General features: G+C 34.0%; 15 protein-coding genes. 11 read left to right on the forward strand and 4 right to left on the reverse strand.

Annotated elements, in window-relative coordinates; translation table 11 throughout:
* The first annotated feature begins 25 nt into the window (after positions 1-25).
* From asnB to H6W53_RS12220, 6 genes are read left to right on the forward strand one after another with little or no spacing between them, the layout of a single operon-like run.
* On the forward strand, positions 26-1,822 hold the full coding sequence (asnB, locus tag H6W53_RS12195; protein WP_185207157.1) for an asparagine synthase (glutamine-hydrolyzing): 1,797 nt from the start codon (positions 26-28) through the stop codon (positions 1,820-1,822).
* Between the two features lie 2 nt (positions 1,823-1,824).
* Positions 1,825-2,730, forward strand: coding sequence for a GT-D fold domain-containing glycosyltransferase (locus H6W53_RS12200; protein WP_185207159.1), 906 nt, complete (start codon positions 1,825-1,827; stop codon positions 2,728-2,730).
* Positions 2,727-3,680 (forward strand): glycosyltransferase family 2 protein, encoded by a 954-nt coding sequence (locus H6W53_RS12205; protein ID WP_185207161.1) that lies wholly within the window; start codon positions 2,727-2,729, stop codon positions 3,678-3,680. Before H6W53_RS12200 ends, H6W53_RS12205 begins: the two co-directional genes overlap by 4 nt.
* Positions 3,670-4,743, forward strand: a complete 1,074-nt coding sequence (locus H6W53_RS12210; protein WP_185207164.1) for a hypothetical protein — start codon at positions 3,670-3,672, stop codon at positions 4,741-4,743. Before H6W53_RS12205 ends, H6W53_RS12210 begins: the two co-directional genes overlap by 11 nt.
* A gap of 10 nt (positions 4,744-4,753) precedes the next feature.
* The gene (locus H6W53_RS12215; RefSeq protein ID WP_185207166.1) at positions 4,754-5,584 is read left to right on the forward strand and encodes an FkbM family methyltransferase; all 831 of its coding nucleotides are present in this window, start codon (positions 4,754-4,756) and stop codon (positions 5,582-5,584) included.
* The gene (locus H6W53_RS12220; RefSeq protein ID WP_185207168.1) at positions 5,581-6,522 is read left to right on the forward strand and encodes a glycosyltransferase; all 942 of its coding nucleotides are present in this window, start codon (positions 5,581-5,583) and stop codon (positions 6,520-6,522) included. The genes H6W53_RS12215 and H6W53_RS12220 overlap by 4 nt, the downstream gene beginning before the upstream one ends.
* Here the strand turns inward: H6W53_RS12220 and H6W53_RS12225 are convergent.
* The 4 genes from H6W53_RS12225 to H6W53_RS12240 all read right to left on the reverse strand — a co-directional run bounded on the left by H6W53_RS12225 (position 6,514) and on the right by H6W53_RS12240 (position 10,845).
* A complete protein-coding gene (locus H6W53_RS12225) occupies positions 6,514-7,443 on the reverse strand; it encodes a hypothetical protein (RefSeq protein ID WP_228457794.1) in 930 nt (309 codons plus the stop codon). The two genes, H6W53_RS12220 and H6W53_RS12225, sit on opposite strands and share 9 nt — an antisense overlap.
* 1 nt (position 7,444) lies before the next feature.
* Complete coding sequence (locus H6W53_RS12230; RefSeq protein WP_185207172.1) at positions 7,445-8,878, reverse strand: MBOAT family O-acyltransferase; 1,434 nt, start codon at positions 8,876-8,878, stop codon at positions 7,445-7,447.
* Between the two features lie 142 nt (positions 8,879-9,020).
* Positions 9,021-10,049: an acyltransferase family protein gene (locus H6W53_RS12235; protein ID WP_185207174.1), complete on the reverse strand. Its 1,029-nt coding sequence runs from the start codon at positions 10,047-10,049 to the stop codon at positions 9,021-9,023.
* A gap of 25 nt (positions 10,050-10,074) precedes the next feature.
* The gene (locus H6W53_RS12240; protein WP_185207177.1) at positions 10,075-10,845 is read right to left on the reverse strand and encodes a class I SAM-dependent methyltransferase; all 771 of its coding nucleotides are present in this window, start codon (positions 10,843-10,845) and stop codon (positions 10,075-10,077) included.
* A gap of 87 nt (positions 10,846-10,932) precedes the next feature.
* Between H6W53_RS12240 and H6W53_RS12245 the strand changes: the two genes are divergently transcribed.
* Genes H6W53_RS12245 through H6W53_RS12265 form a run of 5 tightly spaced genes read left to right on the forward strand, consistent with a single transcriptional unit; the run spans position 10,933 to position 15,247 of the window.
* A complete protein-coding gene (locus H6W53_RS12245) occupies positions 10,933-11,772 on the forward strand; it encodes a glycosyltransferase family 2 protein (RefSeq protein WP_087708731.1) in 840 nt (279 codons plus the stop codon).
* Positions 11,772-12,935 (forward strand): glycosyltransferase, encoded by a 1,164-nt coding sequence (locus H6W53_RS12250; protein WP_185207179.1) that lies wholly within the window; start codon positions 11,772-11,774, stop codon positions 12,933-12,935. Before H6W53_RS12245 ends, H6W53_RS12250 begins: the two co-directional genes overlap by 1 nt.
* Complete coding sequence (locus H6W53_RS12255) at positions 12,932-13,495, forward strand: acyltransferase (RefSeq protein WP_087708728.1); 564 nt, start codon at positions 12,932-12,934, stop codon at positions 13,493-13,495. The genes H6W53_RS12250 and H6W53_RS12255 overlap by 4 nt, the downstream gene beginning before the upstream one ends.
* Complete coding sequence (locus H6W53_RS12260) at positions 13,496-14,647, forward strand: glycosyltransferase (protein WP_185207181.1); 1,152 nt, start codon at positions 13,496-13,498, stop codon at positions 14,645-14,647.
* Between the two features lie 42 nt (positions 14,648-14,689).
* Complete coding sequence (locus tag H6W53_RS12265; protein ID WP_185207183.1) at positions 14,690-15,247, forward strand: serine acetyltransferase; 558 nt, start codon at positions 14,690-14,692, stop codon at positions 15,245-15,247.
* The last annotated feature ends 194 nt before the right edge of the window (positions 15,248-15,441 follow it).

Below are 15,441 nucleotides of genomic sequence, written 5' to 3' on the forward strand. Positions count from 1 at the left end.
GTAAGATCAATTAAAATTAAAAGGTATGTGCGGAATAGCGGGAATCATTACCAACAACGCCAGAAATTATCAGGAAGAACTGAAAAAAATGACCGATGCCATTGCGCATCGCGGTCCGGATTCTTCTCATTTTGAATTTTACGAAAATGCAGCTTTAGGACATCGCAGACTTTCTATTATTGATCTTTCCGAAAACGGAAAACAGCCTATGTTTTCTTCCACAAAACGAGAGTGTATTGTTCTGAATGGTGAAATCTATGGTTATCAAGATATTAAGACACATTACCCCGAATATCCTTACCACGGAAGTTCAGATACGGAGGTCATTCTTGCCATGTATCAGAGGAAAAAAGAAAACCTCATCCACGATCTTCCGGGAATGTTTGCTTTTGCTATTTGGGACAACGAAAAGCAGGAACTGTTCTGCGCAAGAGACCGTTTTGGGGAAAAACCTTTCTATTACGCTATCGGGAACAATAATGAATTTATTTTTGCCTCAGAAATCAAAGCCATTCTTGCTTCCGGATTAATTCGTCCGAAAGTAGATAATTCAGCTCTTTCCCACTATCTTCAGCATGGCTATGTAAGTACATACCAAAGTATTTACGAAAACATTCATGCGCTTCCTCCTGCTCATCAGTTGATCTGGAAAGACGGCAAAATATCCGTTTCAAGATATTACAGTCTTCCCAAAAAAGACAGAACCATAAGTTTATCCGATGCCAAAGAAGAATTTGCATATCTTTTGAAAAATGCTGTGAAAAAACAGCTTGTGGCCGATGTTGAAGTAGGAAGTTTTCTGAGTGGAGGTTTAGATTCTTCTTCCATTGTAGGACTTGTTGCCGAATTTTTACCCAAACAGACAACCATAAGTTTTGGCTACGATCATGAAGACAGCGAACTGAAATATGCCAAAGAAATAGCCGATAAATACCAAACCAACCACATTGAAGTTCACGAAAAAAAAGAAGATCTGGTAACAGCTCTTTTAAAAACTTCTCCTTTTTTTGATGAACCTTTTGCAGATTATTCTTCCATTCCACATTTTGAAATTTGCAGAAATGCGCGTAAAAATCTTACCGTTGTCCTTTCTGGAGATGTAGGAGATGAATTATTCGGCGGCTACAACTTCTACACCATTGAAAATAAACTGAGAAATCATTTCAGTTACAAAAATATTATTGCGCAGTTTGGATTAAAACTATATCAGAAAATAAAACCTATCTCTTTTATCAGTCAACAGAATATTGAAAACAAAAATATTCTCGATTTTCACCAAAACTATGTTAGAAGAGCTTTCTCAAAGCAAGAAAGAGAGTCTTTAGGACTGCATTCGGATTATGATCAGCCTTACAGTTTTATCCCAGATCCGGATTCATTAAATGATATCATGCGACTGGATATCGAGGATTTTGTGCCTTCGAATATGATGGTAAAATCCGACAGAATGGCGATGGCAAATTCTTTAGAAGTAAGAACACCGTTTCTTGATCTGGATTTTGCCGAATTCTGCATTCAGCTTCCGGAAAATCTTAAACTTAGTAACGATAACGATAAAATTATCCTTCGCGAATCGATGGGTTCTTACTGGACGGAAACCATCAGAAAAAGACATAAACAGGGATTCGGAATGAATGTAAAAAACTGGTTTACAGAAGACAGCCTTCTTCGCTTTTCCGATGAACTGTTAAAAAATCCTAACCAAAAGATTTTTAATTATATTGATTTTAAGGCTACACAGAATTTACTGACCAAAGATTACAAACACTGGTGTCTTTTGCAGTTGGCTCTTTGGGCTCATAACAACGAAAAATATCTGTAATCATGAGTCTGCAAAAAAGAATCACTTCCCGTTTCTACTATTATCAATGGCTTTTCAATACCCGGAAACTTCGTGCAGAATTCCCTTTATATCGTATTCTGAATATAAAAGAGACGATTGAGGAGATTGTTAAAAACCGTCGTTCGGTAAGCAGATTCGGAGATGGAGAATTCAGATTGATGCTGCCACAATATGAACTGGAATTTCAGGAAAATAGTGAGAGAATTCGTGAAAAAATGCGTGAAGTGATAGGTTCAGACCTTAAAAACCATTTGGTTTGTCTTCCTGAACCACTTGTTACGGTACGCTCATTTGATATTATTACCAAATATTGGTGGAAAAAATTCATTAACAATTACGGTTCCAGAATTTCTCCTTTTTTAGATCAAAACAAAACCTACGGAAATTCATTCATCACGAGATTTTATCTTGGCTATGAAGACAAATCCGAAAAAAGAAATATAGATATCATCCAATCCTTAAAAAAAATATGGGATAGAAAAGATATACTGATCATTGAAGGAAGGTATTCCCGATTGGGAGTAGGAAATGATCTGTTTGACAATGCAGCCTCTCTTAAAAGGATTATCTGTCCCGAAAAGAATGCATTCAGATGTTATGATAAAATTTTTGAAGCAGCAGCGGAATTTGGAAAAGACAGACTTATTTTGGCGGCTTTAGGTCCCTCCGCAACGATTTTGGCTTACGATCTGGCTAAAGACAATTATTGGGCAATCGATATCGGACATATTGATATTGAATACATCTGGTTTTTGAGAAAAGCTACAAAAAAAATTGCGATCGAAGGACGTCATGTTAATGAAGCGGAAAGCCAGGAATCCTTCGATATTCCGGAGGAATTTGCTCAATCTTATCAAGAAAGTATCATTTTAGAAATAAAAGAATGAACCTGAATATTTCTGTGATCATCCCCGTTTATAACGCTTCCGGATTTTTGAGAAAATCCGTAGAATCTGCTCTGCAATTTGATGAGGTAAAAGAAATTATTTTGGCAGAGGATTGTTCTACTGACAATTCTTTAGAAATTTGTAAAAAGCTAACCTCAGAAAATTCCAGAATTAAATTATTCCGGCATTACGATGAGGGAAATCATGGAGCAGGAGCGACAAGAAATTTAGGAATTGAAAAATCAACCGGCGATTTTATTGCTTTTCTGGATGCAGATGATTATTATCTTCCCAACCGTTTTGATGCAGAAAAAGAAATTTTAAAAGATTCTAAAATCGATGGTGTTTTTGGAGCAATTGGCGTGGAATATTTAACGGAAAAAGGCAAACAGGAATTTCAGCAGAAATTTAAGGAATCTAATCTTACCACCGTAAATTATCCTGCGGAAGGAAGAGATGTTTTCAGAGGTTTGTTGGGCTTAACTTCAAAAACATTTGGCTCTTTTTTTCATCTGAATGCTTTAACAGTAAGAAAATCTGCTTTAGACAAAGTTCATCTTCGTTTTAATGTAAATCTCCGAGTACATCAGGATTCTGATTTCAACCTTAAACTGGCATATCTATGTTATTTAAAATCCGGAATTATCGATCAGGCTGTTGCTATAAGAGGAATACATGATGATAACAGAATTACCAAGATAAAACCTTATTCTTCAAAATTTTACAAAAACAGCTTACTCTACAATGAGTCTGTTTATTTATGGAGTAAAGCGAATTCTTTAGAAAAAGAATATACAAAAAAAATAGCTTTGGACTATTTCAGTTTTAAAATAGCGAATCAGAAGGGATTAAAAAAATGGCTTTCATTTTTGGTTACAGCACTGCAATATCCTGAATTTCTGAAAACAAGATATCGGTTTCACGCTTTAAACAATCCTCATGATGAATAAAAGAATTAACCAGATCAAAAGACTTGTGAGCGATTCTCTGGCTTATGTGAAATTAAAGTTTTACAATCCGCCAAAGAACGATAAAACATTGCTAATCAATTTTGAAAATCCGAATCTTTATCATCGCTTTTTTTATTTACTGGTTAAATTCTACCAGCTTTCAGGATATCATATTGTGTATCCCATGAATTTTGCAAGATTCAGAAATTTAAGAAATAAAGACCGCTATTTGGGACTTATTGTCCGGGAAAAAAACTTTTTAAGCATTCACAAAAAAGATCTTCCTGAAAACTGTATTGAAATAAATGATAAAATGTTCAGTCCTGATTATTTTTCCACTTATTTCGAACATAATAATACTGATGAAAATGCTTTTCATGTTCCTATGAGCTTTCATCCTTTTATGTACAATCAAGAGATCTGGAATCATAAAATTGATACAGAAAGAAAGAGATTTAATTCTATTTTCTGCTACGGAAATTTTGACGCTAAAGCTTATTTGGATATCAAAAGAACTGCTTTTACAGTGGAAACAAGAGTTAGTCTTTTGGATTTTTTTCAGAAAAAAGAAAAATTTATTTCAATTTACGGTAAAAAAGATATTGTTTCTCCAAACGAAAATTTAGATGAAAAATATGTTTTTGCGGTCAAGGAAAACTACCCTATAAAGATGGAGGACATTAGAGAGCTACTCTCCTATTTCAACTTTTATTTATGCTGTCCCGGAGTCGTAATGCCGCTTTGTCATAACGTGATTGAAGCAATGTCAGTTGGCACTATTCCTCTTATACAAAGAGAATATGCAGAAGTAATGTATCCTAATCTTAAACATAAAGTAAATGCAATTGTATTTGAAGATCTTCATCATTTAGAACAAATTCTTAAGAATGAAATTTTCACTTTTCAGGAGCGGGAAATTGCTGCAATGAGAAAAAATGTTTTAGATTATTATAATGACTATCTCACTCCGCAGGCATTGGTAAAAAATCTCAATAAAAGTATTGAAGAGAAAAAACTTATATATTTACAGGCAGAACACAGAAGTATAAAATTTATCCGATAAAATAATATCCATGAATACAGTTAAAAAATTTAATAATGTTTTATTTAAAGAAGGTATTGTAAATTTTGTGAAAAGAAAATTAAATATATCTTATCTGGACAGCGTTACCACATATACCATAAAATATAGAGAAAAAGAAACCAAAATAATTCTAAACAGACAATTCGGATTTGTTGACATGATGATCTTTAAAAATGGTATTTATGAAAAAGACATTATCGACGATATGTACAATGAGCTGGATAAAGGCAAAATAATGCTGGACATAGGTTCGAACATCGGTCAGCACAGTTTAATATTAAGCTCGTACTGCAAAGAAATATATGCCTTCGAGCCTATTCCCAAAGTATATCAACAGTTTAACAGAAGTATTGCGAAAAATAATATTAAGAACATAAAAACTTTTAATTTAGGAATAAGTAATAGAAAGGAAACCAAGGAATTCAATTTTATTGAGGATCATGCCGGAGCAAGTTCTTTTATAGACAGAGCTAATGAGCATACCAATAAAATAACCGTAAAAACAGATACACTGGAAAACATAATTGGAGAAATTCATTTTGATCTCATGAAAATAGATGTTGAAGGGTATGAAGCTGTTGTAATTCTTGGAAATAAAGAAATCATTCTGAAAAACAGACCTGTCATTTTTCTGGAATATGACAGACAATGGATTTCGGAAGAAGGCTCTTACACTCCTGATGATCTTTTCAACTTTTTCAATGATAATAAATTTGAAATATACAGCAGAGTGCATAATAAAGTCATTCAGAAAAGTGACTTTTCAAATGTATTCCAGGACAACTGGATTATAAAACCAATTAACATAGAGCTAAATTGAAAATCTCCGTCATAACTCCCGTTTACAACGCCGAAAAATATGTAACCCAAGCTGTGGAATCCGCTCTTCAGTTTGAGGAAGTATATGAGGTTATTTTAATTGAAGATCAATCTCCGGATAATGCTTTAGAAGTCTGTGAAAAATTAGCAGAAAAACATGATCGGGTAAAGCTTTTTCAGCATCCCGACAAAGGAAATCACGGAGCGGGAAAAACAAGAAACTTAGGTCTGGAAAAAGCAACAGGAGATTTTATTGCTTTTCTGGATGCAGATGATTATTATCTTCCCAATCGTTTTGACGCCGAAAAAGAATTATTTAAAGATCCAAAAGTAGAAGGTGTTTATGGTGCTTTAGGAGTTCATTACTATTCTGAAAAAGCAAAAGAACAGCATTACAGCCTTTTTAAGGATAATTTAACTACCGTTTATAAGAAGCACGATCCCAGAGACGTTTTTCCGGGTCAGCTCAATATGAGAGGAAGCTTTGGGCTTTTCAGTATCGATTGTTTAACGATCAGGAGAGAATCTATGGTCAGAAAGCTCAATCCTTTTTTCAAAACGCATTTAAGGCTTCATCAGGATACAGAATTCTTGTTCAGATTATCTTATTATCTTGATCTTTATCCGGGAATTTTGGATAAAGCTGTTGCCATTAGAGGCGTTCACGAGAGTAACAGAATTACAGCAGTAGATTCTAAAAAAGTAAATCCTGCCATAACCCGGGTTCTGCTGTGGAAAGAAGTAAACGAATGGGCACAGAAGGAAAACACCATTCCGGAAGATATAAAATTACACATCAAAAGAATGCACAGAAGCTACGAAATTGCTCTGACTCCCACTCTGAAAAAATGGGGAATGATCATCAAATATCTTTTTACAGATTACAGAAGCATTCGTTCCGGGCTTTACAATATTAATTTCAGAGAATATTTATTTTAACTGCTTTGTATTCGAAAGTATAGAATCCGCAATTTGTGAGGTAAAAACTTTTCCGGATTCTTTATACATATGATTTCCGTCTGTGTAAATATAATCTTCAGCTTTTGAAGAAAAATCAAAGTACACTACATGATATCTTTTTGAAATAGTTTCTATACGTTGACTGAAATCAGGACTATATCTGTTTTCAACATTCATAATTTCACCCGAAGCAGGGATTCTTACAAGATATACACTTCCTTTATCTTTTAGAAATGTAATCATATCTTCCAGTGCCTGAATTCTTTTTGCAGATATTTTCTGTGTTTTAGCAAGATCTTCTTTGTAAAATTTCAGCTTGGCTTCTGCTCTTTTTTGTACAGAATCTTTTTCCATGCTTACATTTACTTCAAGCCATCCATTTTTATGTAAAAAAGTATTGGATCTTCCCGATTCTTCTCTTTCGCTAAAAATTTTAAACCAGCTTCTTGGATAATTCTTTAAAAGATATTCGTAATTAGGCGACATATCATAGCTGTACATATTTCCTAATGGAGAATTTTCTTTTTCCGGAAAATCTTTAGACTCATCAAATGATTTATTGACAGATAAATTCCAGGGATCAACAGTCAGTATAAAAACGCCATTTTTTGTATTCGGTTTAATTTTTCTTTTTAGAGCTTCCAGATAAACTTTTCCGTAAGGTGACTGAACGACATTGATGGCGAAATTATCAAACTTTTTATGAAGCTTACCTTCTAAAATATCCGGCTGAACAGCCTGAGAACCTCTGGAATCTCCCAAAATAATATTTTCAGGCTTTTCTACTGCGAAATGCATATAATTATCGTCTGTATTTCCATCTGCGAAAGAGCCGAGAACAGCCAAAACGACAGCACAGCCTACCAGATAAAATGATAATTTGAACAAAAATTTTTTCATACTAAAACTGAAAATAAATAAATTCATTATTCCCGAAATTAGCATACCGGAAAATGATAAAAATAATCACTGCGTACATAGCTCTTCTCAGCCACGGATGAAATCTTTCAATTTCCAAACCGTGAAAGCGGCTTCTGTTGAGCCATTCAACAATAAGCATTACTCCAATAAGAGCCATTACTTTATATGGAAAATGAGTAGGAACTGAAAAAATCGTCTTATTAAAAATTTTCCCAATATAAGAAACAGCCTCAGAAACAGATGCCGCGCGGAAAAAAATCCATGCAAAACAGGTAAGAGAAAAGGTAATTAAAATCTGAAAAATCTCCCTGATAGAAGGTAAAAATTTATCCATGGCAACAACTTCAAGATTTTGCCTGTTTTTATCCATCAGTAAAAGAGGCATAAAATACAAAGCATTCAATCCGCCCCAGATGATAAATGTCCAGTTAGCTCCATGCCAGAAACCCGAGACTAAAAAAATGATGAAAGTATTGCGGATCTTCATTATCAGTCCGCCCTTGCTCCCTCCTAAAGGAATATAAAGATAATCTCTGAACCATGAAGAAAGAGAAATATGCCACCTTCTCCAGAATTCTGCAATATCTCTTGAAAAGTAAGGGAAAGCAAAATTCTTCAGAAGCTCTATTCCAAAAAGTCTGGAAACTCCAAGAGCAATATCAGAATACCCCGAAAAATCACCATAAATCTGAAAAGCAAAAAGTATGGCTCCCAAAACCAGATTACTGGCACTTTCGGTGTGATAATGTGCGAAAATTTCATTTACCAGAGGCGCACAATTGTCTGCAATAACCATTTTCTTAAAAAAGCCCCAGAGAATTTGCCGCATTCCGTCTGCAGCCTGTTCATAATTAAATGTCCTTTTTCTCTGAATCTGTGGCAAAAGGTGGGTTGCTCTTTCAATAGGTCCCGCTACCAATAAAGGGAAATAACTTACAAAAACAGCATAATCTATAAAATTCCGCTCCGCAGAAATTCTCTTTTTATAAATATCAATCACATAAGAAAGACCATGAAACGTATAAAAAGAAATTCCAACAGGAAGGACTATTTTTAACAGCCAGATATTGATGTGGAAACCAAAACTTCCAAAAAGTTCTGAAAAGCTTTCTATAAAAAAATTATAATATTTGAAAAAACCTAAAAAGCCCAGATTTATAATAATACTGAGTGCTAACCAAAATGTGGATTCTTTTTTGCTTTTGCTTTTTTCGATCATAATACCGGAAACAAAATCCAGCCCAATAGAAAACATCAGCAGAAAAAGAAATCTCCAGTCCCAACAGGCATAGAAATAGAAGCTTGCTACCAGAACAAGTACATTCTGATGTTGGTACTTTTTATTAAAAACAAACCAATAAAGTATAAAAACGATTGGCAGAAAAATTAGAAAACCAATAGAATTAAATAGCATAGTATTCTTTTAAATTGAAGATTTTAAGAAAAACTTATGCAGAATATATTGATAAACAGCTATTATCAGGAACGAAAATAGGAAAAGGGAACAGCATTTCTGTCATAATTTATTCATTTATGTTTAACAAAAGTAAATATTTTTATCCGAATTTTATCTTCTTTAAATAATCTCTGCAAGGTTTTTCTATCAGTTGATAAAAAACACCTGAAATAATTATTAAAACAGGAATATAAATCCAGAAGATCATACTTTTATCATATATCCTGAAATAATCATATAGAAACGATCTTAAAATAAATAAAACAGGAATATGAACGATATAAATGGCATAACTTATTTCACCCAGATATTCCAAAGGCTTTAAAGACATCATTTTGGTTAAAAAACCATTGTTCAGGGAGATTAAAACAATCAGTGGAACAAAAAACACCGCCATTAATCCATCATGAAAATATAGAGGAACGAAAAGAAGTGCCAATAATATTAAACTGAAAACCAGTATCATTGCCCAGTCATAGTTTCTTTGTCTACAATTTTTAATAAAAAATATTCCTGCGAGATTTCCGATTAGAAACTCATTAATATGCAGCAACGGAAAGTATGAAATAAAATCATGACTTTTGGAATACCTTCCTTCATACAATCCGGAGAACATGAAGTAGTTGCAAAAAACCTGAGTGGCAATCCAGATGAGAACAGCAGTAATCCAGATGAATTTATAATTTTTTGAGTAAATATAATTATACAAAAAAGGAAAAATCAGGTAAAAGAAAAATTCTACTGAAATCGACCATCCCGGAAAATTCAAAATTAAAGCTTTACCAGGAAGCCAGCTCTGAACACCAGACAAATATGCAATAATCGGGAAAAAAGCAGTTTCCTGAGACCGAATCAACAAATAGAGAAGCAATCCAACCACATAAAGTGGATAAATTCTTGCGACCCTGTTGCGGTAAAAATCAATATAATTTATTTTTTCTTTGCTATGATAAGCAACGATCATTATAAATCCCGAAAGAATAAAAAAATAACTTACGCCGATATTCGCCTTAGCAAAAATCTCCGATATATATTTTATTTTATAAACGAAAGCGCCATCACCATAATGAAAAATTACAATTGCTATTGCGGCTAAAAATCTTGTAAATGTAATCTGACTAATTTTCACGAATCAAAAATACATTTAAAAGTTTTTATTTAACAAAAACACCAATGTATTTTCCTTCGTATTCTACTACCGTAGTTTCAATACTATTTTTTTCGCAGAAATCCTGATAAGCAGAATTGTCTCCAATATCATCGCTAATAAAAACTCCGCCTTTTCTCAAATGCTTATACAATTCGTTGTAAGCCCAGAATCTCCCGTTATAACTCTTATCAGAATCATAATGTACAACGTCAAAAGATGCGTTGTCTGCAAAGATTTTCGGTAACGATTCTTTGTCTGCAAAACGGAATAATTTCCAGTGAGATTTCAGATTTTCAGGAACAATACATCCCACATACTGATCGCCGTCCTGCGCAAGATACGGCATATCTGAACTGTACAAAGTCCCGTTTATCTTCGTTAATGAAAGTAAAGCAGCCAGAGAAGACCAACCATAAGCAACACCTGTTTCAACGGCATTTTTAGCGTTGGTAAATTCGCATGAATAATAAATCAGTTCCAAAGCTCCTGCTCCACCCATTTTAATAGGGCAATCGTCCTGTCTTTTCTGAGAATCTTTTAAAACTTCAGCGAATTCAGCCTGAAAAGGCTCAATATCAATTCCGAAAAGTTGAAAAACCGCCTGTTTTTGAGAAATTGCTCGGGAAGCTGCCCAAGAATTGGTTTTTTCCTTTCCTTTGAATGCATTTCCCCGGTTTACGGTATTTTTTACAATCTTCCGTCCCAATTCAGGGTAAAGATCCGGTCTTTTAAGATAGGCTATAAACGTTTTGAGAACTCTGGATATTTCGCTCACTGTGTTAAATTTAAGCCACAAAAATAAAGATTTTTCTGTTATCTTTAGGATATAATTATCTTTGTAAAAATTTATTAACACAATAAGATGAAGTTTTCTGTTCTGATTGCCAATTACAACAATGGAAAATTCTTTAAAGAATGCTATGATTCTATTATAGCACAAGATTACAAAAACTGGGAAGCGATTATTCTGGATGACGCTTCTACAGACGATTCCGTGGAGGTAATTAAAAAATTAACCGGCAGTGATGAACGTTTTAAAATTTACAGAAATGAAGAAAACAGCGGTGTAGGAATCACAAAAAGCAAACTGATTGAACTGGCAGAAGGTGATATTTGCGGCTTTGTAGATCCTGATGACGCTATTACACCGAATGCGCTCTCTTCAAGCATAAAAATTTTTCAAAAGCAACGAAATGTTGTTCTTACTTACAGCAAATTTGCAAAATGTGATGAAAATCTGAAAATTCTGGAGGTTCCAAAAATCGCTCAGCAGGTTATTAATAACAGTCCGTTTTTTTTCAACTGCCCTGTAAATATTGTGCATTTCGTGTGTTTCAGAAAGGGCATTTATAATCAGACGGAAAAAATGAACACGGAAATGAAGATTGCTGAAGATCAGGATTTATATTTAAAAATGTATGAAAAAGGTAAGGTAAAATTTATTAACGAGGTAAATTATCTTTACAGGCTTCATTCCGGAGGTATTTCTCAAAATGACAACCGCCCCAAATCGAGGGAATATTTTGCCAAAGTCATTTTCAATACCATGAAACGCAGAAAATTATCTTCCATAAACGGAAAGACAATCCCGAAAGAGTACAACAGTTCTCAGGAAATCTACAGACTTTTAGAATATCAGAATTCCATTGCATTTAAAATTAAAAAGAAACTGATCATATTTGCCCAACAAATCTTTAGTTAATGACGAAAAATAATAAAATAAAAGTGCTTTTCAGGCATCGTTCTATGGAAATGGGCGGTGTGGAAAAAGTAGTTTTAAGTATGTTGAATCATCTTAACAAAGATACATTCGACATGACGATCTGTTTAAATATGAATCAGGGAGAGCTGAGAAACGAAATTCCCACTCATGTAAGAAAAGTTTACCTTACTGAAGGCAGAGAAGATCTTTCAAAAAATCCGCTTATCCAAAAACTACAGTTAGCAAAAAGAAAATTAAGACTTCAGAATGCTTTGAGAAATCCTTCCATCGCTCAGAAAATTCTTAATGATGAATATGATGTAGAAATAGCTCCTACTTACGCTGCTTTTTCTGCGGTTCTCCATTCTGTTAATAAAAAATCAAAGAAAATAGGCTGGTTTCACTCCGATATTACTCTGCCGAAACTTCAGCCTTTGGTTCCTGAAATTTTAAAGCAGATTCCTCAATTTGACTATTTTATTTTCGGTTCCCAACAAACAAAAGATATTTTAATTCAAACCTATCCTGATCTTAAAATTCCCGAAAATCAGGTTATCTTAAATGCGATTCCTATTGATGAATTAAAACAGAAAGCTTTAGCTTTTAAACCTGACTTACCAAACAAACCTGTTTTCGTTTCTGTTGCGAGACTTCACAGCCGGAAAGGTTTTCATAAACTCATGGAAGCGCACGCAAGATTACTGAAAGATGGTTTTGATCATCACATTATTGTGATCGGTGACGGTGAAGAAATGAGTAATTTAAAGAAGCAGACAGAAGATCTTGGTGTTACAGACAGTTTTAAATTATTAGGATCTTCTATGAATCCTTATCCATATGTAAAAAATGCAGATTTTTTCATCCTTCCATCCGAATCTGAAAGCTGGCCTCTGATTATTGCCGACAGTCTGATCCTTCAAAAACCAATTATTTCAACCAACGTAGGAGGAATTCCTGAAATGATAGAACACGGAAAGACAGGCTACCTCATCAATTATGAAACGGAAGAGATGTATGAATCCATGAAAAAATTTCTTACAGAACCCGAATTAATTGCCGAAATCAAGAAAAATCTCATCAATATTGAAGAACAGTTTGATAATCAGAAGATTTTTAATGCTGTAGAAAATATCATTATTAATTTAGCAAAAAAAGAACAATGATTTTCCTTTACCGTCTTATTCTGAAAATTCATACCACCTATCAAAAGATCATTCAGAAGATTTATATTAAAATTTCTGTTGCGAGAGGACTGAAGGTGGGGAAAGATGTAATTTTTGTGGAAGCTCCGGATTTTGGTTCAGAACCTTTTTTAATTGAAATCGGAGACAGGACAAAAATTACGGCAGGCTGCAAATTCATCAATCATGATGGTGCAATGTACGTCATCCGAAGCATGGAAAAATATCAGGATGCAAGAAATTTTGGCAGGATAAAGCTGGGGAAAAACTGTTTTGTAGGAAACAACTGTATTTTTCTTCCCGGATCACAGATGGGAGACAATTGTATTTTGGGAGCCGGTTCCGTACTCAATTCAAGTATGCCCGACAATTCTGTTTATGCTGGAACTCCGGCAAAATTTATCTGCACAGTGGAACAATACGGAGATAAAGCCCTGGAAAACAATGTAATGTACCCGAGAGAACTTGAACCTGAAAGAGCAAAACTTGAAGCTTACATTAAAGAAAACATTCCTCATGTTTACAAACCCGTAAAGAAATAAATGTCTGAAAAAAAGAAAATTCTCATCCGTATAGGCTCTCTGCGTCACGGTGGCGCGGAAAAAGTTTTGGTGACTTTTTTGAAAAATCTGCCTTCCGATAAGTATGAGATTGATTTGCTGCTGAATCTGAATTCAGGAAAATATCTGCCTGAAGTTCCCGGCTGGATCAATATTCTGCATCTTCATCAAGGCGAAATGATAACCACGAATCGTCCTCACGAAATTCCGAGAAAAGCAGCAAGAGTCATTCATGAAAAAATACTGAAAAAGTTCCCAAATCTTCTTTACAAAGGAAAGCTAAAAAATAAAAAGTACGACATCGAATTCGCAGCCATCCACGGAATGCGGGATGAAATCTTAGGATCTCCTTTAAAAAGTTCAAAAAAAATCGTCTGGATTCACAATGATCTTTCACAGGTGAAAGGCTATACCAATGATGAGATCCGTAAGTTTTTTGGGTTTGACAAAATCATGGTGATTTCTGAAAAGATACAGCAGCTTTTCCAAAGTCTGGCAAAAAATGAAACTGAAAAACAAAAAATTGTAAAGATCTACAATCCTTTAGACACCGAAGAGTTTCTTGCCAAAGCAGACCTTCCAGTTATAAACTATCAGTTTGATCAGAATGTTCCTACCTTTATTTCAGTCGGAACTGTTTTTCCACAAAAAGGATTCGACAGGTTATTGAAAGTTCATCAAAAACTTTTGGATGAAGGTTTTCAGCACAAAGTTTTAATTGTTGGCGACGGATATGATTTTGAAAACATTAAAAAACTAAAATCCGAGCTTGGCATTGATGAAACAGCAACCATGTTAGGATTTACAGACAATCCTTATCCTTATTTTAAAAATGCTGATTTTTATATTTTAAGTTCGAGGTATGAAGGTTTTCCAACTGTTCTTTTTGAAGCCATTACCCTGAAAAAGAAAATTATTTCTACTGACGTTTCGGGAGCCAATGAAATGTTAAACGATGGTGAATTGGGTCTCATTGTGGAAAATTCTGAAGAAGGAATTTATAACGGAATGAAGAAAGCATTATCTGAACCTGAGTTTTTCAACAAATATCCGGAAAAACTTATGAATTATGAAATGCCTTTTAATCTGAAAAATTCCGTAAGCAAAATTGTTTCTATTGTGGATGAATTGTAACTGATTAAAAATTTAAACCTGTAGAATTATTACATTTGTGGTATGGCAGAAAACTATTCCATTCTTCAGAAAGATTTTTACCGGGAAAGCGGAAAATGGCTTTCTCCATTTCAGATCTGGGCAAAATGCATCAATCCGAACCTTCATTTTATTTATATTTTAAGAAAAAGCCAGCAATATCTAAAAACGCCGTTGCTGAATATTTTCTGGAAACTGGTTTTAAGACATTATCAGATTAAGTACGGCTTCCAGATCTATCCCGAAACAGAAATCGGGGAAGGTTTTTATCTTGGACATTGGGGAAGTCTTGTGATTAATCCCAATACTAAAATCGGAAAAAACTGTAATATTGCACAAGGCGTAACCATCGGACAGCAGAATCGTGGAAAAAATCAGGGATTTCCAGCTATTGGAGATGAAGTATGGATTGGAACCAATGCCGTTATCGTGGGAGGAATTACCATCGGAAACAATGTTCTTATCGCGCCAAATGCCTACGTAAATTTTGATGTCCCTGAAAATTCTGTCGTGATGGGTAATCCGGCAAAAATTTATGAATCTGAAAACGCAACTGAAGGGTATATTAATAATAAGATCTGATAAATAAAAATATTTTAGCTATCTTCATCAAATTGTTTGTAATTTTAGCATAGAATCATCAAACCATATAAAAAAACATAATTTTATGACCTCTTTTATGATTTTAAGCATATTTTAATATTAAACTTTGTTAAAAATATTTAGAATCTCATCAAAAATTATATTTTTGCATCATTATCGATTTGGTCTATTGA

Source organism: Chryseobacterium sp. C3 (genome assembly GCF_014218905.1).
In the GTDB taxonomy this organism is placed as follows: domain Bacteria; phylum Bacteroidota; class Bacteroidia; order Flavobacteriales; family Weeksellaceae; genus Chryseobacterium; species Chryseobacterium mucoviscidosis.

Bases quoted from the DNA above. Each gene is read 5' to 3' on its own strand.
- asnB (WP_185207157.1), top strand. From the start codon at position 26: ATGTGCGGAATAGCGGGAATCATTACCAACAACGCCAGAAATTATCAG.
- H6W53_RS12200 (WP_185207159.1), top strand. From the start codon at position 1,825: ATGAGTCTGCAAAAAAGAATCACTTCCCGTTTCTACTATTATCAATGG.
- H6W53_RS12205 (WP_185207161.1), top strand. From the start codon at position 2,727: ATGAACCTGAATATTTCTGTGATCATCCCCGTTTATAACGCTTCCGGA.
- H6W53_RS12210 (WP_185207164.1), top strand. From the start codon at position 3,670: ATGATGAATAAAAGAATTAACCAGATCAAAAGACTTGTGAGCGATTCT.
- H6W53_RS12215 (WP_185207166.1), top strand. From the start codon at position 4,754: ATGAATACAGTTAAAAAATTTAATAATGTTTTATTTAAAGAAGGTATT.
- H6W53_RS12225 (WP_228457794.1), bottom strand. From the start codon at position 7,443: ATGAAAAAATTTTTGTTCAAATTATCATTTTATCTGGTAGGCTGTGCT.
- H6W53_RS12230 (WP_185207172.1), bottom strand. From the start codon at position 8,878: ATGCTATTTAATTCTATTGGTTTTCTAATTTTTCTGCCAATCGTTTTT.
- H6W53_RS12245 (WP_087708731.1), top strand. From the start codon at position 10,933: ATGAAGTTTTCTGTTCTGATTGCCAATTACAACAATGGAAAATTCTTT.
- H6W53_RS12250 (WP_185207179.1), top strand. From the start codon at position 11,772: ATGACGAAAAATAATAAAATAAAAGTGCTTTTCAGGCATCGTTCTATG.
- H6W53_RS12255 (WP_087708728.1), top strand. From the start codon at position 12,932: ATGATTTTCCTTTACCGTCTTATTCTGAAAATTCATACCACCTATCAA.
- H6W53_RS12260 (WP_185207181.1), top strand. From the start codon at position 13,496: ATGTCTGAAAAAAAGAAAATTCTCATCCGTATAGGCTCTCTGCGTCAC.
- H6W53_RS12265 (WP_185207183.1), top strand. From the start codon at position 14,690: ATGGCAGAAAACTATTCCATTCTTCAGAAAGATTTTTACCGGGAAAGC.